This is a genomic window from Aquisalibacillus elongatus (assembly GCF_003843875.1).
Taxonomy (GTDB): domain Bacteria; phylum Bacillota; class Bacilli; order Bacillales; family Alkalibacillaceae; genus Aquisalibacillus; species Aquisalibacillus elongatus.
Genome location: NZ_RKRF01000010.1, coordinates 224602 through 246754, shown reverse-complemented (window position 1 = coordinate 246754; position 22153 = coordinate 224602). Strand labels below are relative to the sequence as shown.

Annotated in this window: 24 protein-coding genes; 10 read left to right on the top strand and 14 right to left on the bottom strand. The window is 35.5% G+C overall.

Translation table 11 applies throughout. The features are described from left to right. Positions 1-296: 296 nt before the first annotated feature. Both EDC24_RS11115 and EDC24_RS11110 read left to right on the top strand, forming a co-directional pair. Positions 297-1025: a ZIP family metal transporter gene (locus EDC24_RS11115; protein ID WP_124222563.1), complete on the top strand. Its 729-nt coding sequence runs from the start codon at positions 297-299 to the stop codon at positions 1023-1025. A gap of 24 nt (positions 1026-1049) precedes the next feature. Further along, complete coding sequence (locus tag EDC24_RS11110; RefSeq protein WP_124222561.1) at positions 1050-2210, top strand: aminotransferase A; 1161 nt, start codon at positions 1050-1052, stop codon at positions 2208-2210. Here the strand turns inward: EDC24_RS11110 and EDC24_RS15320 are convergent. Next, complete coding sequence (locus EDC24_RS15320; protein WP_281274521.1) at positions 2207-2392, bottom strand: aspartyl-phosphate phosphatase Spo0E family protein; 186 nt, start codon at positions 2390-2392, stop codon at positions 2207-2209. The two genes, EDC24_RS11110 and EDC24_RS15320, sit on opposite strands and share 4 nt — an antisense overlap. 159 nt (positions 2393-2551) lie before the next feature. Between EDC24_RS15320 and lepB the strand changes: the two genes are divergently transcribed. Continuing rightward, complete coding sequence (gene lepB, locus EDC24_RS11100) at positions 2552-3082, top strand: signal peptidase I (RefSeq protein ID WP_124222559.1); 531 nt, start codon at positions 2552-2554, stop codon at positions 3080-3082. Between the two features lie 333 nt (positions 3083-3415). On the opposite strand, the gene EDC24_RS11095 is transcribed toward lepB, so the two are convergent. The 3 genes from EDC24_RS11095 to EDC24_RS11085 all read right to left on the bottom strand — a co-directional run bounded on the left by EDC24_RS11095 (position 3416) and on the right by EDC24_RS11085 (position 4104). Beyond that, positions 3416-3550: a YvrJ family protein gene (locus EDC24_RS11095; RefSeq protein WP_124222557.1), complete on the bottom strand. Its 135-nt coding sequence runs from the start codon at positions 3548-3550 to the stop codon at positions 3416-3418. 76 nt (positions 3551-3626) lie between these two features. Next, on the bottom strand, positions 3627-3845 hold the full coding sequence (locus EDC24_RS11090) for a DUF2922 domain-containing protein (protein ID WP_124222555.1): 219 nt from the start codon (positions 3843-3845) through the stop codon (positions 3627-3629). Between the two features lie 37 nt (positions 3846-3882). Beyond that, on the bottom strand, positions 3883-4104 hold the full coding sequence (locus EDC24_RS11085) for a DUF1659 domain-containing protein (RefSeq protein WP_124222553.1): 222 nt from the start codon (positions 4102-4104) through the stop codon (positions 3883-3885). Between the two features lie 370 nt (positions 4105-4474). Between EDC24_RS11085 and EDC24_RS11080 the strand changes: the two genes are divergently transcribed. The 3 genes from EDC24_RS11080 (at position 4475) to EDC24_RS11070 (ending at position 7100) form a co-directional block, all read left to right on the top strand. After that, the gene (locus tag EDC24_RS11080; RefSeq protein WP_124222551.1) at positions 4475-5647 is read left to right on the top strand and encodes a zinc ribbon domain-containing protein; all 1173 of its coding nucleotides are present in this window, start codon (positions 4475-4477) and stop codon (positions 5645-5647) included. Between the two features lie 10 nt (positions 5648-5657). Continuing rightward, entirely contained in the window at positions 5658-6875 is a 1218-nt protein-coding gene (locus EDC24_RS11075; protein WP_124222549.1) for a S1C family serine protease, read from the top strand. Between the two features lie 111 nt (positions 6876-6986). Then, positions 6987-7100, top strand: a complete 114-nt coding sequence (locus tag EDC24_RS11070) for a YjcZ family sporulation protein (RefSeq protein ID WP_124222547.1) — start codon at positions 6987-6989, stop codon at positions 7098-7100. Positions 7101-7173: 73 nt separating this feature from the next. Here the strand turns inward: EDC24_RS11070 and EDC24_RS11065 are convergent, their stop codons facing one another. The 4 genes from EDC24_RS11065 to EDC24_RS11050 all read right to left on the bottom strand — a co-directional run bounded on the left by EDC24_RS11065 (position 7174) and on the right by EDC24_RS11050 (position 12556). Beyond that, entirely contained in the window at positions 7174-9144 is a 1971-nt protein-coding gene (locus EDC24_RS11065) for a sensor domain-containing protein (RefSeq protein ID WP_124222545.1), read from the bottom strand. A 20-nt stretch (positions 9145-9164) separates the two neighbouring features. Then, complete coding sequence (locus EDC24_RS11060) at positions 9165-10538, bottom strand: TrkH family potassium uptake protein (protein ID WP_124222543.1); 1374 nt, start codon at positions 10536-10538, stop codon at positions 9165-9167. A gap of 62 nt (positions 10539-10600) precedes the next feature. Further along, positions 10601-11026, bottom strand: a complete 426-nt coding sequence (locus EDC24_RS11055; RefSeq protein ID WP_170158567.1) for a YwpF family protein — start codon at positions 11024-11026, stop codon at positions 10601-10603. Positions 11027-11182: 156 nt separating this feature from the next. Continuing rightward, positions 11183-12556, bottom strand: a complete 1374-nt coding sequence (locus tag EDC24_RS11050) for an MFS transporter (RefSeq protein WP_124222539.1) — start codon at positions 12554-12556, stop codon at positions 11183-11185. Positions 12557-12681: 125 nt separating this feature from the next. On the opposite strand from EDC24_RS11050, the gene EDC24_RS11045 reads away from it, so the two are divergent. Beyond that, a complete protein-coding gene (locus EDC24_RS11045; RefSeq protein WP_124222537.1) occupies positions 12682-14142 on the top strand; it encodes a methyl-accepting chemotaxis protein in 1461 nt (486 codons plus the stop codon). A 39-nt stretch (positions 14143-14181) separates the two neighbouring features. On the opposite strand, the gene EDC24_RS11040 is transcribed toward EDC24_RS11045, so the two are convergent. Continuing rightward, a complete protein-coding gene (locus EDC24_RS11040) occupies positions 14182-15822 on the bottom strand; it encodes a BCCT family transporter (protein ID WP_124222535.1) in 1641 nt (546 codons plus the stop codon). 117 nt (positions 15823-15939) lie between these two features. After that, complete coding sequence (locus EDC24_RS11035; RefSeq protein ID WP_124222533.1) at positions 15940-18348, bottom strand: penicillin acylase family protein; 2409 nt, start codon at positions 18346-18348, stop codon at positions 15940-15942. Between the two features lie 120 nt (positions 18349-18468). Here EDC24_RS11035 and EDC24_RS11030 point away from each other — a divergent pair, with 120 nt between their 5' ends. Next, positions 18469-18690 carry a hypothetical protein gene (locus EDC24_RS11030; protein WP_124222532.1) on the top strand — a complete coding sequence of 74 codons (222 nt, stop codon included), beginning with the start codon at positions 18469-18471 and terminating at the stop codon, positions 18688-18690. A 15-nt stretch (positions 18691-18705) separates the two neighbouring features. Then, the gene (locus tag EDC24_RS11025) at positions 18706-19356 is read left to right on the top strand and encodes a hypothetical protein (protein WP_124222529.1); all 651 of its coding nucleotides are present in this window, start codon (positions 18706-18708) and stop codon (positions 19354-19356) included. Positions 19357-19400: 44 nt separating this feature from the next. Here the strand turns inward: EDC24_RS11025 and EDC24_RS11020 are convergent, their stop codons facing one another. Together EDC24_RS11020 and EDC24_RS15430 are read right to left on the bottom strand one after the other, a co-directional pair. After that, complete coding sequence (locus EDC24_RS11020) at positions 19401-19874, bottom strand: glutathione peroxidase (RefSeq protein WP_124222527.1); 474 nt, start codon at positions 19872-19874, stop codon at positions 19401-19403. Further along, positions 19874-20008, bottom strand: a complete 135-nt coding sequence (locus tag EDC24_RS15430) for a hypothetical protein (RefSeq protein WP_281274520.1) — start codon at positions 20006-20008, stop codon at positions 19874-19876. The genes EDC24_RS11020 and EDC24_RS15430 overlap by 1 nt, the downstream gene beginning before the upstream one ends. A gap of 124 nt (positions 20009-20132) precedes the next feature. On the opposite strand from EDC24_RS15430, the gene EDC24_RS15205 reads away from it, so the two are divergent. Then, positions 20133-20276: a hypothetical protein gene (locus tag EDC24_RS15205; protein ID WP_170158566.1), complete on the top strand. Its 144-nt coding sequence runs from the start codon at positions 20133-20135 to the stop codon at positions 20274-20276. A gap of 61 nt (positions 20277-20337) precedes the next feature. Here EDC24_RS15205 and EDC24_RS11015 read toward each other — a convergent pair whose 3' ends face one another. Both EDC24_RS11015 and EDC24_RS11010 read right to left on the bottom strand, forming a co-directional pair. After that, a complete protein-coding gene (locus EDC24_RS11015) occupies positions 20338-21078 on the bottom strand; it encodes a PepSY domain-containing protein (RefSeq protein WP_124222525.1) in 741 nt (246 codons plus the stop codon). Positions 21079-21242: 164 nt separating this feature from the next. Further along, the gene (locus EDC24_RS11010) at positions 21243-22118 is read right to left on the bottom strand and encodes a PepSY domain-containing protein (protein WP_124222523.1); all 876 of its coding nucleotides are present in this window, start codon (positions 22116-22118) and stop codon (positions 21243-21245) included. Positions 22119-22153: the final 35 nt, after the last annotated feature.

Sequence of the window (22153 nt, the reverse complement as noted above, 5' to 3'; positions counted from 1 at the left end):
AAATACACCCTATAATAACTATTGAAATCCATAGTGCTCCTATAATTTCTAATGGCTGATAGGCTAAGCTATTATTATCTTGTGTCAATATCAATCCCGTTAAAATAATCAATGATGTAATTAAAGATGCCGCTAGATAATTCAATGTCATCACACATTTTTGTTTTACTAATTTGATTAATAATGGTTTTAAGATTAAATAGGCACAAAAAACTAAAATCAAACAAAGAGTTGTATGAAATACATACTGTAGCAAAATACATTCACTCCCTATGTTTAAAGAAAGGATTACCACTATGAACGAAGTACTAATTGGAAGCCTTCTAGCTGGGCTTGCAACAGGGGTTGGCGCAATACCAGTACTATTTATCAAAAGATTAACCCATAAATGGCGTGATATATTACTAGCCTTTGCTGGTGGTGTTATGCTAGCAGCAGCTTTATTAAGTTTAATTCCTGAAGCTTTAGAATTCGGAACATTAACACATTTAATTATCGGTCTAATATTAGGTGCGTTACTTTTATCATTATTGGAAAATTTTATCCCTCATATACATGTTGAAAACTTAAACCAAAGCATTCAAATTGACCAAAAAGCTATGTTAGTCATTGCTGCAATTACTCTTCACAATATTCCCGAAGGACTGGCTACTGGTGTTAGTTATGCTTCTGGGCAAGAAGGTCTAGGTGAATTAGTTGCTATTGCTATTGGTACCCAAAATGCGCCAGAAGGATTTTTAGTTGCCTTATTTCTCATATATCAAAAGCTTAATCGATTCATTGCATTTATTATTGCAACTATGACAGGGCTTGTAGAAGTCGCAACTGCTCTATTGGGCTTCTTTTTAACTAATATGTTTGACGGCTTAGTTTCATATGGACTAGCATTTGCCTCAGGTGCTATGCTATTTATTATCTACAAGGAACTAATCCCAGAAAGTCACGGGGATGGACACGAACGACCTGCGACCCATTCGTTTATTTTTGGAATTATCTTGATGGTCTCACTGATTGAAATTTTTTAATACGAGAAAGAGCGGTGAATAACATTGGAACAACGCATTAACCAAAACGTCAAAAATATTGAGATCTCCGGTATACGTCAATTCTTTAATATGGTACAAGGTAAGAAAGATATGATTTCCCTCACCATTGGACAGCCTGATTTTCAGACGCCTGAGCATATTAAAGAAGCAGCCAAACAATCATTAGATCAAAACCTAACGACTTATACACCTAATGCTGGTGTGTTAGAATTACGAGAAGCAATCTCAAACTACGTTAAACAAAATTATCAGCTGAATTATAATCCTCAAGATGAAATTATCGTTACGGTTGGAGCATCACAAGCTATCGATATTACTCTAAGAACTATCTTATCCCCCGGTGATGAAGTACTGTTACCTGGTCCAGTTTATCCAGCATACGAACCTTTAATTAAACTAGCTGGAGGCAAACCCGTTTACGTTGATACAAGAAAACATAATTTTAAGTTTACAGCTGATTTAATCGAAAAACATATCACCGAGAATACTAAATGTGTGATCTTACCTTACCCATCTAATCCGACAGGGGTATCAATGGATGAAAACGAATTAAAGGATATTGCAACATTACTAAAGGATTATTCTATTTTTATTTTAGCTGATGAAATCTACAGTGAATTAACTTATGAGAAGCCACACGTGTCTATCGGAGCATTTGAAGAAGTACGAAACCAAACCTTTATTGTTCAAGGTGTCTCTAAATCACATTCTATGACAGGATTCCGTATTGGATTTTTGATGGGGCCGAAAAATTTACAAAAACACGTCCTGAAAGTACATCAATATAATGTGTCATGTCCGACCTCTACTAGTCAATACGCTGCACTAGAAGCCTTAACAAATGGTATAAATGACCCTAAAGAAATGAGAGAAAGTTATTTAAAGAGAAGAAATTATGTCGTTAAGCGACTTACTGAGATGGGGATTGATGTTGTAATACCAGACGGTGCTTTTTATGTGTTTCCAAAGCTTGCACCTAGCGATCAAACATCATTTGACTTTGGATTAACATTAGTAAAAGAAGCTAAGTTAGCTTTAGTACCTGGTGATGCCTTTTCATCTTACGGGCAAGGATATATGAGGATCTCTTATGCCTACCATGAAGAAGTATTAAAAGAAGGGTTAGATCGACTGGAGGAATTTATAAAAACGAACAAAGGTTAACGTGTTGGAACTTTGTTACAAGAGCTAATGCATTGATATTCATTTAAAAGGTAGTCTAATTCTTGAGAGAGTTGAATAGATTCCTTGCTTGTATAACCATAAGTGGAAGCGATCTCTTCCATTTTGCTTCTAAGCTGCTCAATCTCACTTTGTAATTTTTGTAGTTTGAATTGTTTTGACACAGTCGTTCCTCCTCGGGAAATGCTGAATATATCAAACATCATAACATATAATAGTTTATCTAACACACTATTTTATACATTGTTAATAAAGTTGTAAAATAATTATAAATAATATTAAATACTTTAAACAGAAATATGTGGTAGGATATAAATATAGATATGGTTGAAAGGGAGATTTCCTTGAAAAAAGAAATATGGGAATGGACAAAGGCAATTCTTATAGCTGTTGTATTAGCATTCTTTCTAAGGTCATATGTATTTGCGACGTCCATTGTAGAAGGAACTAGTATGGACCCTACTTTACATAATGGAGAAAGGGTCATTTTTAATAAAGCTGTATATCTTTTGGATGAACCAGAGCGTGGTGACATAGTCATTATTCAACACCCGAATAAAAACTATGTGAAACGAATCATCGGATTACCGAATGAAACAGTTGAATTCAAAGACCATCAACTATATATTGACGGTCAACCTGTGAATGAACCATATATATCTCCTGAACAGCGTCAAGAAACAGAGGACTTTGGCCCGAAAAAAGTACCCGCAGACCAATATTTTGTCGTTGGAGATAATCGTGATATTAGTAAGGACAGTCGAAATGGCTTAGGAGATATTAATGAGGACGATATTATCGGCAGGTCTGAGTTTATCATTTTCCCGTTTGATCAAATTTCATTTACACGATAAAAGTAATAGAGTTTGTTGAAAAAGGTATATTACAATTGAAAAAGTCAAGTAGATAGAAATGCATGTCAAGCGTAGTCAAAATACGTAGACTCCTGCAGGAACGCACGAGCCGAGGGCCACAGGATGTGGGTCAATTCGGCGTTGCAACAGGACGTTGCGTACTTACCCGAACACCCTTAGTGTAACGAACGGGAGTGAGTTTTGGGAAGCCCGCGCCGTGCCTGCGGAAAGCGGAGTATTTTGACGGAGCATATAATAGAGACCGTACAATGATTAAGACGCCCCAATCAATGTACGGTCTTTACTTTATTTATTGTCTCAGCCACTATGTTTTTAGTTCAAATGTTTCGGTAAGTGTAATATGGATTCGTTTAGCTCCTCAAGTCGTTTTTCAATTCGGTGTAACAAATAAAATGTTACCAAAATCGGAAAACCAACTTCAGGAATCCAATTCACCCAAGCTTCCATACCGAGTCCTCCTTTCAGTTTACAATTCTAAATAAGAAAAAGACCTTAAATTCATAAGGCCTTTTTCTCTGAATCATTATGTTAATGGGATTTCAGTGACAGTACGATCTACAATTCGAGCACTGTCTACTTCCACAAATGACCCCCCGCTAGAAAGAAACACATCATTAGAAATGATGGTATCCATCGCTTGTTGAACCGCCACAGGATCAGTTGGCTCAATCGGATTATCCAACGAGATCGTCGCAACTTTCCCCTCTTCGTTTTTGAATTTAAGTTCTAAACGCTTTGCCATTTATTAACCCTCCCTTCTCTATATTGTCATGTCGCTTTTATAATTCGTTAACATCAAAGGAGTCATTTCGAACAATGTTCACTAATGCATGCTCTTGTAGTGAAGCTAACGCATCACTGACCGCATAAAGCTGATCAGCCGTTGTATCCATCTTCACCTGATTAAATGAACGACGTTTTATAATGTTTTTACCGTCTTCACCAATACCAGCATCAAACATTAATTGAAGCTGAGTTCTTGTTTTTACTTGAGTTGCCATTACATTCACCTCCTTGTTCACTCATACAATCGTAAAAAAATAAAAAAAGTGTGGAATGAATGAAACATTCCACACTTTGAGTACGTCAAATATAATGTAAGTATTAATGTTTTGCGTTATCGAAAAGGCAATAGCCAATGAATGTAGCTAGTAATGCTAAGCTGACAATCCCCATGACAGTATCAAGTGATTCCATGAAAATTCCTCCTCAGAAAAGATATATCTTATGTTACTATTAGTTTACCAAAAATATTATATCATACATATTCATTTTTTTATTTTCTTCTATATTGTAAAATAGTGACATAACCTTAAACTTATTGTCAAAAATCAATACCATAAATACATAATTATAGATTAGGTGATGAACATGTTTTACTGCCCAAAATGTGGGGCTGAAACACGAGATGAAGAACTATATTGCGTCTCTTGTGGTTCCAAGCTTCCAACAGACACAGACGAACGATTTAATGAACCATCCGAAAAAGGCTTTAATAAATGGTGGTTAGCTCCATTATCGACATTAATTCTAGTATTATTAATCGCCATCATTATACATTTTTATCTCGATTATCAGCAAGACAAAGCGGTTGAAACTTATGAAGAAGGAATTGAATTAGCTTTAGAGGGACAATACTTAAATGCTAAAGAAAAATTTCGTCAATCACTAGAATACAAGAGTAATTTCACAGCTGCTTCTGACAGTATGGAATTCATGGATATCGCTATAGAGGTGAATGAAGAGCTAAATGCTGTTGATTCTATGATTGAAGAGCAGTCGTTTCAACAAGCTATTAATTTGACACAAGATATAGAAAGCCAATTAAACAAATATAACGGTGAAGTTATCAATGAATTATTAAGTGATATTTTAGAAAAACGTAATGAAATTAAAATCTCTCAAGTCAAATATCAATTAGAAGACGACTCCAGTATTGATGAGCTGAAAATGCAGCTTTATCAGGTTGAGTCCATTAATACAGATGAAGCAGGTCAACTAGAGGACCAAATGAAAGAACGAATTGTAAACCATTCTTTCAATCGTGCGAATGAAGAGTTAAATCAAAACCATTTTTCAAATGCCCTTGCCGTTGTAAATGATGCGTTGAAATACGTTCCAGATAATGAAAGGCTTGAAAGTTTAAAAACGACGATTGAAAAACAGCAAGTAGCTTTTGAAACGGAACAACAAGAACGAATTCAACAAGCGTTAAATCAATACGAAATCGAACAAGAAAACAATGCCAACGACGCGGTTGAGCTTATCGGTATTGAAACTGATAGAAACGATAATGATGAATTGATCGTGTCAGGACAAATTAAAAGTATAGCCACGGTCCCTATTTATTCGATTTCTGTAAAGTATATATTGACGGATCAGGAATCTGATGAAGTATTAGCCGAGAATGAAACCTTCTTATATCCAGAAACGCTGTACCCTGAAGAAACGGGCCAGTTCGAATATACTCACTTTGAAATTGAAGACGATGTAACAGTAGACGTTAATATTGAACAAATTCAGTGGTATTTAGAAGGCCAATAGGAGTGATACAATGCCACATAAACAAAACCTAGTTTTACCGATTACGTTATCGGTTGTCATTTTATTTATTTCAGCTATAGCCATGTACTTTTATTACACAAGTTGGGATCAAGAGGTATTAGCTGAATCTGAGGGGATTGTCGAGGTTGTTGAGGACGATAACAATACTGAAGTGAAAGATTTACAGACAATCATCCACGAAGCACAAAAGTACGTTGTCCAAATCGAAGCTGTCGGTTCAACGACACAAAGTGAAGGATCAGGTTTCCTATTTAATAATAAAGGCGACATTGTCACCAATGCCCATGTGGTTGAAGACGCAACAGATATATTTGTCAAAACGTCTGACGGTTCCTCTACTTACCCAGGGGCTTTAATTGATATGGACTTAAAAAAAGATGTTGCTGTCATACGTGTTCCACAACTTAAGAACGAAGGTTCAATGAAAATAGACCCTAACTTTGAACCTAATACGGGAGATGAAATTATAGCCGTCGGTTCACCTCACGGATTTAGAAACACCTTTACTGATGGCATTATCTCAGCTAAGGGAAGAAGTTTTTCAGTAGAAAATTATGAATATAATAATCTTTATCAAGTATCTGCTAATATTTCACAAGGTAATAGCGGCGGCCCTCTTATTCATAAGAACACAGGGTCGATCATCGGAATTAATACTGCAGCCAACCGTGAAGGTAACATGGGATTTACCATCCCTATTTCTCAAGTTTATGACTTAATTCAAATGTGGTCAGACATGGCGGATAATCAAGAGCTGTCTTACGATATTAATCATCAAAGTGTTCAAAATGTTAATCCTGAGTCTTTAAAAAATGACGCTTCATATCTTCTGAATTACTACTATGATACATTGAATGTTCGCGATTATTTCGCTGCATATTCATTATTAGGGAGTAACGAACAAATTAAGCGTACTTATCAAGACTTCAGAGATTTAAGTGTTCAAGCTGTTGACATCGAAATTCAAGATACGGAATTTCTAGAACCAGAAGATGATAAAATTAAAGCCAACGTTTCAACGGATCACCATATTCGTAAAGATGAAGAAACTATGGAAGTTCATCATTATAAAACAACATTTACAATCGGGTATGAAAACGATCAATTAAAAATCTTGTCATTCGAACGCGAATTGCTATCTAAGACAGAGCAACAAATCGACCCTGAAGACCTTAAAGAGGAAGATAAATCAGAAGAGCAAGGATAGTGCGGCTATGATAGTCGCACTATTTTTTATGCTTATATATAGGTTAATATCCTTACACACCCATTTAATTTGTCATATACATATCCTACAAGCGCTTATGGAGGTGATTGTATGTACGGAGGAAATGTTGGGAGCAATGTAGGATACGGCAATAACAACAACTTTGTGATCATTGTTGTTCTATTCATCTTACTCATCATTGTAGGTGCTGCTTTTTACTGCTAAATGAAGTTTAGGCTAGTTGAAAACTAACTTAAAAAGGCTGCCCGATACTTATTTTGGGCAGCCTACTCTTCTATTACGATAATTTTTTATTAAAAAATCCATTCACTTCACTGACTGGTAAAGGTTTACTAAAATAAAACCCTTGGACTTCATCACAATTTTCATTATTTAAAAACATTAAGTCTTCCTCATTCTCTACCCCTTCTGCAATAACTTTAAGGTTTAATGAATGAGATAAATGAATGATTGTTTTAACTATTGCAATGTTTTGTTCGGTTCTATTTTGTATAAATAATCGATCAATCTTCAGTTTACTGAGTGGAAATTGGCTTAAATATTTTAATGAAGAGTAACCAGTTCCAAAATCATCTAAGGCGACATTTACTCCTAAAGTTTGAAAACCTTTTAATGTTTCAATAATATACTTCTCATTTGTCATTGCCATGCTTTCGGTAATCTCTAACTCTAGATATTCAGACTCTAGACCTGTATTCGCTAGGATTTCCGCTATATTGCTCACAAGGTCTCGCTGTAAGAACTGTTTGGCAGAAAGATTGACACTTACTTTTACTTTTGGAAATCCCATGTCCTGCCACATTTTATTCTGTCTGCAAGCCTCACGGATTACCCAATCCCCTAACTCAACAATTAAACCTGTTTGTTCAGCTAACGGTATAAATTGATTAGGTGGAATGATTCCTTTATCGATATGGTTCCATCGACATAATGCTTCTAAACCGATGATCTCATCTTGTTTAATATCAATTTGAGGTTGAAAATATAACTCAAAATCTTTATTTTTCAGTGCTTTATGTAACTCTGTCTCTAAGTGTAATCGCTCTTTAAAACCTTCTGTTAGCGATTTTTTAAAGACTTGATAATCATTTTTATTACGTTCTTTAGTTAAATTCATGGCGGTATCTGCCTGTTTAATTAAATCTGATGGTGTTTGTGCTAAATCTGGATATAAGCTAATCCCTACACTAATAGACGTATATATTTCATACCCATCAACATTCAAAGGTTGCTTAAAATATTTTATAAGCTTTTGCGCAAATGCTTTAGCGTCTTCTTCACTACCGATATTACGTTGCAATACTAAAAACTCATCACCGGTCATTCTAGCGATAAATACGTCTTCTAATAATAACTTCTTTAAACGATCAGCACAGGATTTTAAGAGTTGGTCTCCAAATTGATAACCCAATGTATCATTGATGTGTTTAAAATAATCTAAATCGATAAAGTGAACGGCTAACTGACGTGAACTCAACTCAGCTGCCTTAATCTCGTCTTTTAATACTTTTTGAAAGTAATTACGGTTAGGCAAATCGGTTAATTCATCGTAGTACGCCATAAATTCAATTTGCTTCTCATTTTCAATACGCTCTGTAATATTTCGAACCACAGCTATTCTCATTGAATTTTCTTCTATCTGGAGTGTTTCAGGGACTATTTCAGTATAAATAACGCTATCATCCTTGCGAATCCCTTTAACCGTATAGGGTGCGTTATGAGTAGATTGAATACTTTTAATCATTTTTTGATGATCATTTGGATGAATAAGGTCTAAAATAGACTGCCCCAATAACTCGGATCGGTTGTATCCAGATAAGCTCGCAAACGCCTGGTCACAATCAACAATTTTCTCTCCATCATGCATAACAACCCCTTCATACGGGCCATTCATCAAATTATTAAATGAATAATGGAGCGTGTCTTTATTCGCTTTCAGACCACCCTCACGTATGACCAAACATATTTGATCATCAATAAAAATACTTTTAGCTAAAATAAGCCTTTCTGGATTTTCATTCGTTTTCACAAGTTGTTCTTTACCTTCTGTTGGTGTGAGAGAATCTAAACACAAATAATTTGTAATCTCTGGTTTTTGATCGATATCTAGGTGTAATAACTCTTTTGAAGCCTGATTAAAATCTAGTATCATTCCATTTTGATCCATAAATAATACGGCATCCATAATATTGTCAAAAATCCAATTATGAATTGGAATACTACCGCATTTGTTTGCTTTATGTCGCAAGCATATGCCCCCTCAATCAACTATCCAATATTGATTCTCTCTTTTGGATAACTATAATTACTCTTTCTCTTTTTATTATTGAACGTAAATAAGAACGTCAACAAACCAATTCTTCCGATAAACATTAAGGCCATCAAAATAAACTGACTAACATAACTGAGGTCTGGTGTGACCCCCATCGACAACCCAGTTGTACCGAACGCACTGCTTACTTCGAACAAAATACTAGTAAGTGAATGTGGTTCAATAGCTGTAATAACAATCACAGCAGATAAATACATAATAATAGCTAACAATGTAACTACAACAGCCTTAAATAAATCTTCGTCTTCAACCTGACGTCCAAAAATCTTAATATGCGTCTGCCCTCTTGCAAATGTTAAAATAAAGATAATTACAAGGGCGAATGTGGTTGTTCGAATACCGCCCCCAACACTACTTGGAGAAGCACCAATAAACATCATACTTGATAAAAACAATTGCGTCTGCTCGGTAAAAGCATTAACATCCATGGTTGATAAACCTGCACTTCTAGCGGTTGTAGATTGAAATAAGGTTGTAAACAACACTTCATGCCATGGTTTACCAGCAAAGTAGTGGTTGGATTCTAAAATAATAATTACAATAATCGAGAAAATCAATAAAGCAAAATAAGTAAGGGTTGTTAATTTTGTAAATAATGAAAAACGTTTAAGATTCCTGTTCTCTGGTGCAATCTTAATATATTCTTTTATTTCTATTAAAACTGGAAAACCAATTGCCCCAGCAATTATAAGCAAAATATGTACAAACTGTACAAAATAGTCCTGATAGAAAAGATGTAAAGACTCACCGGTTATATCAAACCCACCGTTTGTAGTAGCACTAATCGCTGAGAAAAAACCTTGATAATAAGCATCTATAATCGAATCATAATAATTCAAATAATAAGTGCCTAAAATGATAAATCCAATAAATTCGATCGTTAAAATAAGGACTAGCATGTTTTTAACCAGTCTAACAATTCCAGCAATAGATTGCTGATTCTGATCGGTCATAATCATACGGCGCTCTCTAAAGCCGATTTTACGACCAAGAATTAACCAAATTAGAGTACCTAACGCCATGACGCCAAGCCCACCAATTTGAAGTGCGATGGCAATGACAATAACACCAAACACACTAAAGGACTCCGCCGTAGAGACAACCGTTAATCCAGTCACACTAACGGCACTTACAGAAGTGAATAATACTTCCATAAAACTAAGTGTAACGCCGTCTTTATGTGCGATTGGTAAAGACAGTAATATTGTGACTAACGTAACGGCTGCTAAATAATACATGGAGATCAATTGAACCACTGACAATCGATCCAAAATAGCTTTAGCTTTTAGCCCATTTTTAACACCGTACATAATTGTTTCTCCTTTTTATGCATTAATTCCTGCAATTTCTACAAATACATACAAATTTCTTATTAGAAGAAGCTTTCTTGATTTTTTTCCTTAAACCTCTTTAGAAGAGAAGCACCCTGATAACCAGCCTCAATTAAATCTTGTAGCATTTGTTCAATTTGTTCACGCTCTCGATTTACTAAGTTACCAATTAAAATCACGTTTATATCATCTTCTATCTCATTAATCGAATTCACTTTTGCCACGATGGTTGCTTTTGGATTAGCTGCTTTAGAGATTCTGACCTGAACAACAAATTCTCTGTCTTCGCTTTGTTTTTGCTTAAAGTACTTTAAATACTTTACAGGTATAAAACATTCAATTAACCAACGATCTTGTTCAATTTCTCGATCAATAATAAGACCATCCATCATATCGACTTCAATATATTCTAATTCATCTCCGGACTTTTCTAAAATGTCTATAGATATTAGCTTGAATGTTTTCATACAATCCGCTCCTTTCTTGAATACATTCATTATATAGGAAAAGTTAGGAAGACAAAAGATTCTTCCAGCTTCCGCCTTAACTTTATAAAAATGTATTAGAAATATTGTACTTTTTAAACACTTGTATCGCAATATGTAAATGTAAAAGCTGAGCCATTAAGACTCAGCTTTTACAACGTAAGTTTTAAATAATGTTTTAAATATTAGAAATCCTATGAAAATCAGTCCCATAAACACTAAGAAAATATTACTAAAAACAGCTCCTTCACCTAAGATCCCAATCGGATTAGCCGGAACTTGTGGCCTAAAAACATCTAGTGTTATCCCAACAACTGCTCCACTAATGGCACCAGAAACAAAGATGAGTAAATTAAAGACACCCATGCCAACACCAGTTTCACGATCCTTCAAAATACTAGCTAACGTATCAGCTCCGGAAGATTGAACGAGCGGAAAACACATCATCGGAAAAATTAGGCTTAAACTCATCCAAATTGGATCTAAACCAACTGTTGTTGAAACGATAAAAAACCCTGTCATTAGTAACAACATGCTCCATAACAAAACAGTTCTAGAACCCTTTTGGTCAACCAATTGTCCGCCCTTTCGACCAATTAAAGCAGCACTCATAGCTCCTGGAAACATCGTTAAACCAATCTGAAGTGTCGTCAGTCCATACACATCCCGAAGCATAATGGGAACAGAAAACATTAAGCCAAATAAACACGATATGGCTAAGAAACTGACCATAATAGTAATAACATACGATTGATTCATAAAAAGTTTAGGTGGTATAAACGGGTTTTTAGCCGTTTTCATTCGAATGACAACTAAAATTAAAAATACTACCGAGAATATAAAGCTTATTGGATACGAAAGCGTAATTCCAATTAACAACGATACGATAAAGCCCGCTACAAGTCCCGCACCTAAATAGTCTAATTTAACAAAATTCGTTTCTTCTTGAGGTAAATTAGCTCTTAACAATGGAAGCGTTATGATGATTAATGAAGATGTTAGAAATAAGAACTGCCAGTTTAAAAATCCCCCAATCACACCACCCATAATTGGACCAATTCCAGATGCAAAAGCCATCACAGACGAAATAATACCTAATATTTTCCCTCTTTCATTCGGAAAATAACGAATCGGCGCAATAAATGCAATCGCTGGAATCATTGCACCACCTACTGCTTGAATAAGTCGTGCGATCAGTACGGTGGTATAATTTGGGGCCATGAAACCTACTAAAGACCCAATGGAAAACACGCATAAACCAAATGTGATCAACGTCTTTAAAGCAATGGTGTCCGTTAATTTTCCATAAATAAGCGCACCTATAGCAAATACCATAATATAACCTGTCATAACCCAGCTCACTTGAGAAGGTAATAGATTAAAAGATTCCGCAATATCTGGAATCGCAATATTAAACATCGTTCCATTCATCACTGCGAACATTAATACAAAACATAATGAGAACAATAAAGCTTTAGGATTTTGAATATCATAAGTCTTCCCCGAATTCATATATGCCTCACACCTTTCTGATGACTGTTCAAGGTCTAATAAAAACTGTCAAAAAAATATATCTTTTGTCTTATTTTGTGATAGAATCATAGTAAGAATTTTTTAAAATTTCAGGAGGGTAACCGTTGGATCAGTCAAATATCGCTTATGAATCACTTAAAAAGAAAAATAAAATTATGTTTTCCTTCTTAGTTATAATCTCTGTCTTAAGTGTTATTGTCAACTACATAATTGGACAACAACTTGCAGTCATTCTAATTGTCGGTATTGGTTCTCTTACCTTAATTAGTATTTTAGGGTTATTACTTAAGTTAGAAAAAGGCGTTAAGGTTTTTCCTTACATAGGTATAATAGGTTTGGCTGCTATTGTTGGAGCCATTATTTTATCTGTTAGTACATCAGGACAGAACATTGCTTTAATTTATTTTTTATTAATTAGTACAGCTTTGTATTTATCCAAAGGCCTGTTGGTCGTTGGATTTAGCTTGAGTTTAATTTTATTAGTCTCCTTTATTATAAAGTATGGTGAGCAATTTAATCTAGATTTTGGAACATCATTACTTATTTTATTTTTAGGTGGTATTGTTCTTTACTTTCAACAGTTGGTTGCTAAACAAACCAATGACCAATTAGACGAACTTCAACAAGAAAATAAAGAACGTTTCGAATTAGAACACGAAAATAAAAATAAAATCGAAAAGCAAGCGAAAACGATTCAATCAAGTATGACAAACATTGCTAAACAGTCTGATGAACATAGACAGTCGTTAGATGAAATGAACCGAGCGATTCAAGAGATTGCTAGTGGAACGGAAACACAATCACAATCCATCTCAACCATTAATCAACTTGTGAGCGAAACAAGTGGAATCCTTTCGAAAATGATGACAGAGCTTCGTAATATTCAAGAGGCTACTACTGAAACCGAAGAAAATGCCGAGAAAGGAATTACAGCTTCAAATAGATTAAATGAACAAATTAAAGACTTTCAGAACAGTCTTTATGCAATGCAACAATCGTTTAATCAATTAAGTGATAAAGTGGATTCATCTGTCGCTTCCCTACAAAACATCCAAGACATAACAGATCAAACTAGCTTATTAGCACTTAATGCTTCTATTGAAGCAGCCCGTGCTGGAGAACACGGAAAAGGATTTGCTGTTGTGGCTGATGAAATTCGTAAACTTGCTGATCATACAGAACAGACAGCGAAGAAAATCTCCGATGATCTAGTTAGTATGAAAACAACGAATGATGAGACCAATCAACAAATGACGACGATTTCAACGAAGTTAGAAGAGAATATTGAAACGATTGAAGATAACAATTCATTATTCGAACAATTTAGAGCTCAAGCTGAACAACTTTTGTCCCAACTAAATAGTTTTTCCGAAGTAGCGCAACATGCGAACGAAAATACAAATGCCGTTGAAGAAACGATTAACGAATTCACTTACTCGGTTGAACAATCCTCTGCATCAATCGAGGAAATTAGCGCAACGGTGCAACAACAAACTGAACACAACCATAAATTACACGAAGAGATTTCAAACTCCAATGATGCAATCAAAAAATTGACTGAATAATATAGTAGAAGCCTTCTCTAAATTTGAGAAGGCTTCTTTCTACTCATCATTTTGATCTTGTTCAGTTTTTCCTTTACGTTTTTGGCGTCGCTGTCTAATCTTCTCTCTGATTCGTTTGTAATCAAGGACAACGGTTTTCCGTCTAAATTTATCATCTGCTTTTAAATCGCCTGTTGAAGCTCGCATAAACGACCAACCTAATAAGAACATGATGAAAATGAGTGGAAAACCACCAACAATACTTGCTGTTTGTAAAGTGCCTAGTCCTCCTAAGAACATTAACGTTAAAGGCAATATACACAACGTAAATGCCCAAAATAAACGATTCCAACGCTCTGGCTCTCCATCTTCAACTTCGTGTTGAGTGACTGATGCTAAAATATATGAGCTTGAATCAAACGTTGTTGCTAAAAAGACAACAGACAATAAGACAAAGACGAGTACCATAAATTTAGCAAATGGAAGCTGATTAATTATAGTGATGATCGCAACTGGTGCCCCTTGTTCATTTAACACAGAGACAATATCATAAGCTCCCGTCAACTGAAGGTAAAGGCCAAAGTTCCCCATAATTCCGAAGAACAAGACACAACCTAATGAACCGTAAACAATAGTACCCACGATCACTTGTCTAATCGTTCGTCCTCTTGATATACGAGCAATGAACAACCCTACAAACGGTGCATACACTAACCACCATGCCCAATAGAATACGGTCCACGCTTCTGGGAAACCTGTTTCATTAAATTGATCAAAGTTTGCGAAAGGCTCTGTCCACGTACTCATATGAAAAAAGTTATCTAAAATCAACCCAATACTATTGGTTGAAGCTTCGGCAATAAATAACGTCGGACCAGTTACAAATACAAAGATTAATAAAAAAATCGCTAAAGCTAAATTAAAATCACTTAATCGTTTTATGCCTTCTTTAAGCCCTAGGTATGAACTAACAGCAAAAATAACTGTGACCCCTAATAAAATTATAGTCCTTAACGTCATAGTATCTTCTAACCCTGTTAAATCTGAAACACCTGCCGTAATTAATGGAGTACCGAGTGCTAAAGTTGTACCCGCACCACCTAATAAACCAAAAATAAATAAGACATCAATAATTCTTCCAATGAATGAATCCGAAGTTTGACCTAATATCGGCCTTAACGTCTCACTAATCTTAATGACTGGTGTTTTTCGCACATAGAAAAAATACGCCATCGGAATAGCTGGTAAGGTATAAATTGCCCAAGCAATAGGTCCCCAGTGAAAAATGCCGTAAGTTGAAGCCCACTGCAAGGTTTCTAATTGTGACTCAGTAGGATCAACTCCAAAAGGTGGCCCTTGATAATAATAAGCCCACTCGATTGTCGCCCAGTATAAAATACTCGAACCAATACCTGCACTAAATAGCATCCCTGCCCAAGAAGCCGTACCAAACTCAGGCTTTTCATCTTTTTCCCCTAATTTAACGTGACCGTTCTGACTAAATGCTACAAAGATTAAAAAGAAGAAAATGCCTAAACCCATAATGAGATATAAAAAACCAAAACTTCCAGATACAAAATCATTAATTCGATTGACTAACGCCTCACCTTTTTCAGGAAAAATGACTAATGGTATAACAACTCCAAGTAGTATAACAAATGATGCTATAAACGTTGGCCAGTCAATTAATTTTCGATTCATGACGTACTCTCCTTTTGATGTCTGTAATTATTAATTTGCTTAAAAACCTAAGAATTATGAATATCAAGACATGAAAAGCCCTTAGGCAAATTTTCTTTACCTAAGGGCTATAGCATTTTATTCAGCTTTTAAAATTAATTCCTCACCACTGTAATTTTGCATGTCAGTTTTATGATATTGACCTTCAACCCAATCCATAATTTGATTGTCATACCATTCACTACGATAGTGACCAGCCTGACCTGGCCCTACGATATGATGGGACTCCGTGGTGTCTTCCATATCAATCACAAAACGCCAAGAGGCACCGTGATCGACAATACCATTATCTTTAGTCGAAGCAGCCATAACGGTTACGTTACTACCACCAACCGAAACTGGATCTTGATTATTAAAGAACCAATCTAAAATGGAAATACTAGATAACGGATGGGCAAAATAAACACGGTGGTAATCGCCCCAGTTCCATGCACTTATATCTGAACCTTGCATATCAGCAATTTCATCAATCGAATTAGTGAATGCATTTTCTACAACTGTCTCTAGCCCACCATTTTTCTCCATCCAAATTCCTTCTTCTCCATTATAGGCATCTAAAATGAGCTGATCGACATTTTGACCACTTCCTCTAAACATCGAAAGAACTTCTTCGTCCATGTGCTCTATAAACAGTTCGTCTTCTATATGTTTTAACAAACGGTGAAAAATAAGTGGTTGTGCTAATTCTTGATCATCAACATAATCCCAATCTTTAAGTAAATTTAACGCCTCTTCTTCGCCTTCTGATAATGAAACATCCTCTAAAATATCAACGAAGATAGGTGTGAATTGACGAGCTTGAAGGTTCATTTGATCCATTTGGAGATCTTTCATATCTTCAACATTCAATTGCTCGCTATCATCTAGTACTTCATGGATCCTCGTATAACGATACGGTTGCGCCCAAACATGACTAATATGATATGGGTACTCATCAGATATGACTTTATTATTGGCTGTTGCTATAAAGTCTTTATCAGGATTTATCAATGTTGGCAGTTCATCAAAAGGAATAAACTCATCTAAATCATTTTCCGAATCCCAACCAGGTAATGGCAGTAAGGCTTGATCTGGGTGATCATACTTAGGAATTTTGCCATTCGCTTTATATGCAATCGTGCCATCTTTTGATGCAAAGACGAAGTTCTGTGCTGGGGCATGAAAATCTTCTAATGCCTTTTCAAACTCATTCCAATTGCTCGCCCGATTAATCTTCAAAACAGATGATAGTTCAGTTGTTGCATCTAATGCAGTCCAATCAATCGACAGAGCATTAGATGGATCATTTGATCCTATATCATTAGCAAACTCAGAAATAATTGGTCCATGAACCGTTTCAACAACTTCATATTCAACTGATTCTTCACCGTCAACATGAATGGTTTCTGTAATGACATCCGCATCCACCCATTCGCCATCATATTCAAATTGATAAGGATTCTCTTCATTACGTCTCTCTAAATAAAGTTGTTGTACATCCGGTCCCACATTCGTAACACCCCAAGCAATCTCTTCATTATGACCTAATATAACACCTGGTACACCTGAGAAAATAACACCAGAGACGTTGTATTGATCAGATTCTAAATGAACTTGATACCAAATAGATGGTGTTTGCAATCCCAGATGTGGATCATTAGCTAAAATCGGTATGCCACTTTCTGTTTTGTCGCCACTTACAACCCAGTTATTGCTTCCATTAAACTCATGGGTTTGAGGTGCTTTCGTTAGACTTGCTGTGACGTCAACATATTCTTCATCTGATATATTTGTCATGGCCCCTTCTGGATAAGTCGGGAATAGCTCATAAGCCTCTTCTTCACTAAAATCATTTAACAAATAATAATTGAAAGCCTGCCTTTGCCAGTGACCACCCAAATCATAGGCCATGTATTTTCCAATCGTTAATGAATCTACAACTGACCACTCTTTCATGTCGTCTAAACCCATTAACTGAAATTCTACAGGAAACTTTCCATCTTCTTTCGATTCTTCAATATATTGATTAACACCCGCTGCGTAAGCTTCTAACACCGCTATGGATTCCTCATCATACAGCTTCAAAGATTCCTCAGCCGCTCGGCGAAGTCCTAGAGTTCTAAAATATTTATCTTGATTTAACGCTGCTTCACCAGCAACCTCGGCTAGCTCACCAGATGCTTGTCTCCTAGACATCTCCATTTGAAACAAACGATCTTGCGCCGTTACATACCCCTGAGCATAAAATAAATCGTGATCATTAGATGCACTAATGTGAGGTACACCTTGCTCATCCCTAACGATACTAACATCACTTTGTAATCCTTCTAATATTTTTTCTCCTTCAGTTTCAGCTAAGGATCGATTTATGTAAGCGTTAATATACAATAGCGTAGCGCCTACAGCGATTATAAGAATGCCTGAAATGATTAACGTCCATTTAACCCAACGTTTCATTCCTTTTTTAGATTGTTCTTCTTGAAACTCTTCTTTGCGTGCTTCTTCCATCACGTCTCCCCCTTTAACATTAATTTTACAAAAATTCTAACTGTTTAACAATTTTTAAACAGTTAGTTTTCAGTCGCCCATCGTACTTGATTTGTTATACAATAAGATAAGGTGATAAATATGTTTAATTGGATTCCAAAAATATTAATGGTCATGTCCATAGTTGCAACGGGCTTTCTATGGTATTTAAAGGTAGAATGGCTGTATGCTGTAGTGCCAATTTTATTTTTATTAACAGCCGTATCGGCCTTCATTTTTCGACATAACGAAACTAATCAATTAATTTTATTTTTGTCATTAGGATCAATATTTGGGATTGCTATATTTACAATGATTTTATAATTAAGGGGAATAATCATGAATACAAATAAAAAATTATTAATTACAGGGCTCATTGTTGTTGTTTTACTTGTAGGTATCATTGTGTACTTATCTTATCTTGGACTTAAACAAGATCCGGAGAAATCGAATGAGGTAAAAGAAGAAGCGAGACAATATTTAGAAGAGAATTATAATACAAATTACGAGATCAATGATATCTTATATGACAATGTTGATGTGTATGAGCAATTTAGTTACGCAGCGATGGTAGAACTTCCTGATACGCCTTATCAAGTACTCGTTTTTGAAGACTCAGAGTCAGGTGAGTATACAGATAGTTATGTAGCAGAAACATGGGAACATGAACTAGAAACATATTTACTTGAACAGCTGAATGAAGCCTATGGGAAAGACCAAATCCAAGAGGTATGGTTGACATATCCGAAAAATATCGGACAAGAACTAGGGTTGGGTTATCCTGATGTGCCATCGGTCAAAGAGTTTGATGTTAAACCGATTATACGAATTACGTTAGACCGTGGAGAAGAAGATCAAGATGAAGAGAAATTAGATCGCATTATCGAAAATCTACAAACAGATTTAAACGTTGATGGAGGATCTATTAATTTAAGCTACAATGATTCAGCGATTTTATTTAAAGACAAAGATATTAAAAAGGATTTTTAATATAGCAGTCCCCAACGAAACTTATTCGTTGGGGGCTGATTTACTTAAATTATATTCTCAATATCTTCTTTAATTTTCTCAGGTTTCGTCTGTGGTGAGTAGCGTTTAACAACATTACCGCCACGGTCGATTAAAAATTTGGTGAAATTCCATTTAACCTCTCCACCTAATATTCCCTTCTTCTCGTTTGTCAGAAATTCAAATAGAGGAGACTGATTCTCACCTTTAACATCCACTTTCTGATACATAGGAAATGTAACACCATAGTTTGTTTGGCAAAACTCCATTATTTGATCTTGGTCATCAAACTCTTGATTCATAAATTGATCGGATGGAAACCCTAATACGTCTAATCCTTTTTCGTGATAATCGTCATAGAGTTTTTGTAGCCCTTCGAATTGTGGTGTGAAACCACATTTACTAGCCGTATTGACAACTAGCAGCACTTTTCCCTTATGTTCAGTCATCGATTGCGTTTCACCATTACTTTTAGTAACTTCAAGATCGTATAATCCCATTACGTATCCCTCTCTTTCTTAGAATAACAATCCGTACAATACAACTGCTGCTCTTCATGAACACCATTTAAAAAACCATTTTCGCAATAAACTGGTTTCTCACAACTGTGGCAATGTCCGACTAACTCTTCCATTTCATCACCACCATTCTAATTTACATACTAGTATATCAAAGTTGACCATTAGGTAAGTAAGATTTTGTTTCTGTTTAGTCATGCTAAAATATAATTACAATACCATCTAGTAAGGAGTGAGCAGGTGGGTCTTAAATCTACTTTTTATAAATTTTTAAAAATTTGGAATGATGTCGATGCTATACGCAAAGGGAAAGTCGGAAAGAGAATAGGTCGACGTGCAGCCGGTAAAGCAACAGGTAAAACACTTAAAAAGTTATTCAAATAAAATGGGATGCCTAGCTTTTAGGCATCCCTATTTTTATCTCATCACGCTTTTGCGTGTTGTTTTAATCACGTTCAACTTCTAAAATCTCACCCGTGTTAGCATTAATCTTAATTTCTGTTTCCGTTTGGCCTTCTAATTCAACTTGATAGATCATCATGCCGTCATCTTCATCTAATTCAACTTCAGAGACTTTACCAGATGCGACTTCCAGTGCAAGTTTAATTGCTTGCTCATGATTAATCATTTTCTTTTGATCATCCTTCGCTTTTTTTACTGGATCTTTAGATGATTCTTGGTCGTCGCGTTCATCGTTATCGTGTTGGTCATCGTCATAATTTTCTTTTGAATTATCTTGCTTATTAACCTGTTTAGTTTCTTTGTTTTGCGATTGCTTCTCTTGTTGGTCACGATTATCTGATGAATTTACATTACTCTTCTTTTGGGAATCCTCCTTACGATCTTCTACCTTCAAAACCTTACCAGTATATGCATCGATGTATAATTCATATTCTTGATCACCATTTTGGACTTGTACTTCAAAATAAGCGTTATTAGAGTTTTTTGTCTCCAATTCAACTTCTTCAATGGTACCTTCAACTTCGCCTGAGACGATATCTTGTAACTCTTCAACACCAATTAATTTTTTAGTATCTAGCTTGACCGTTTCCATATCGCTTTCCACTTCCGCTTTTTCATTTAATGAATGCTTTGAAGTTAAGGAGTCACTTAATGCTACACTGCCCACTGTTCCACCTACTGCTACTGAGCTAGCGATCGCCCCAGCGATTAATTTACGTTTCATATGAATTCCTCCTAATCGTTTATGTTTCTAATTTCACTATATCTTTCAAAGATGAGAAAACTTATAATAGAAAATTAAAAAACGATTAGAATTTGAATAGAAATTAAAAACAATAACTTCATTAATAAATAAATCCAAAAAGAACGAAGCGCTGCTGCTTCGTTCTAATCCTCTTCACTGTCATCGTCATTTTGATCATCATCGTTATCTTTGTCATTAGCCTCTTCATAATCATCATAAATAATTGATGCAATGTTGCCAGTTAATGCATTGATTTTTACCTCGATATCTTGATCAAGTTCATTTTCGATTTGTATAAAATAATATAAAGTACCATTTAAATCTTCTAATTCAATGTCATCAACTTCACCACTAATTTTATTTAAAGCGATATCTACTGCTTCATCCCCACTAATTGGCGGTTGTTGAACCGTTTCTTTCTCTTCTGATTCAACTTCTCCCGTTTCTGCATTTACAACTAGGCGATAGCGATGTTTCTCACCCTTAATCTCTAATTTATAAATCGGTTGGTCGCCTTCCTCAAATTCAACCGTAACCAGTTGACCATTATATTGTTCATTAATTTGATTTATAATTTCTTCTTCTGTTAATAAATCAGTATCTTCTTCGACTTTAGATTCGTCAGGTTCCTTTGGCTCTTGTTCCTTCTCTTCTTGCTCTTTTGGCTCTTGTTCCTTCTCTTCTTGCTCTTTTGGATCTTGTGATTTATCTTCTTCATGCGTGTTCTCTTCTTGATGCTTTTCCTCAGTTTGAATAACGTCGATTAAATCGCCTGTTCGTTTATCGACAATCACGACATAGGCCGTGGAGTCCAACTGGACGTTCACCGAAAAAGTGTCCCCATCATCACGGGTCTCATAGATCTCTCCCGAGAATTGATTCAGAACAATCGATTCTGCTTCATCTTTAGAAATTTCCTGTGCAGATGTTGAACCGAAGAGAAATTGTTGTGCCAATATAAACACAACAACTGTAATAATGACGCCTCCTAACATCCATAAAATTCGTTGCTTAACCATAGAATTACCTTCCTTAATAGCGTTCTTTACTTATA

Coding starts and splice junctions, on each gene's coding strand:
- EDC24_RS11030 (WP_124222532.1), top strand. CDS start 18,469: ATGTTTAATTGGATTCCAAAAATATTAATGGTCATGTCCATAGTTGCA.
- EDC24_RS11025 (WP_124222529.1), top strand. CDS start 18,706: ATGAATACAAATAAAAAATTATTAATTACAGGGCTCATTGTTGTTGTT.
- EDC24_RS11010 (WP_124222523.1), bottom strand. CDS start 22,118: ATGGTTAAGCAACGAATTTTATGGATGTTAGGAGGCGTCATTATTACA.
- EDC24_RS11095 (WP_124222557.1), bottom strand. CDS start 3,550: ATGGAAGCTTGGGTGAATTGGATTCCTGAAGTTGGTTTTCCGATTTTG.
- EDC24_RS11085 (WP_124222553.1), bottom strand. CDS start 4,104: ATGGCAACTCAAGTAAAAACAAGAACTCAGCTTCAATTAATGTTTGAT.
- EDC24_RS11035 (WP_124222533.1), bottom strand. CDS start 18,348: ATGGAAGAAGCACGCAAAGAAGAGTTTCAAGAAGAACAATCTAAAAAA.
- EDC24_RS11050 (WP_124222539.1), bottom strand. CDS start 12,556: ATGAATTCGGGGAAGACTTATGATATTCAAAATCCTAAAGCTTTATTG.
- EDC24_RS15430 (WP_281274520.1), bottom strand. CDS start 20,008: ATGGAAGAGTTAGTCGGACATTGCCACAGTTGTGAGAAACCAGTTTAT.
- EDC24_RS11060 (WP_124222543.1), bottom strand. CDS start 10,538: ATGTACGGTGTTAAAAATGGGCTAAAAGCTAAAGCTATTTTGGATCGA.
- EDC24_RS11115 (WP_124222563.1), top strand. CDS start 297: ATGAACGAAGTACTAATTGGAAGCCTTCTAGCTGGGCTTGCAACAGGG.
- EDC24_RS11080 (WP_124222551.1), top strand. CDS start 4,475: ATGTTTTACTGCCCAAAATGTGGGGCTGAAACACGAGATGAAGAACTA.
- lepB (WP_124222559.1), top strand. CDS start 2,552: ATGGTTGAAAGGGAGATTTCCTTGAAAAAAGAAATATGGGAATGGACA.
- EDC24_RS11055 (WP_170158567.1), bottom strand. CDS start 11,026: ATGAAAACATTCAAGCTAATATCTATAGACATTTTAGAAAAGTCCGGA.
- EDC24_RS11040 (WP_124222535.1), bottom strand. CDS start 15,822: ATGAATCGAAAATTAATTGACTGGCCAACGTTTATAGCATCATTTGTT.
- EDC24_RS11070 (WP_124222547.1), top strand. CDS start 6,987: ATGTACGGAGGAAATGTTGGGAGCAATGTAGGATACGGCAATAACAAC.
- EDC24_RS11015 (WP_124222525.1), bottom strand. CDS start 21,078: ATGAAACGTAAATTAATCGCTGGGGCGATCGCTAGCTCAGTAGCAGTA.
- EDC24_RS11090 (WP_124222555.1), bottom strand. CDS start 3,845: ATGGCAAAGCGTTTAGAACTTAAATTCAAAAACGAAGAGGGGAAAGTT.
- EDC24_RS11075 (WP_124222549.1), top strand. CDS start 5,658: ATGCCACATAAACAAAACCTAGTTTTACCGATTACGTTATCGGTTGTC.
- EDC24_RS11020 (WP_124222527.1), bottom strand. CDS start 19,874: ATGGGATTATACGATCTTGAAGTTACTAAAAGTAATGGTGAAACGCAA.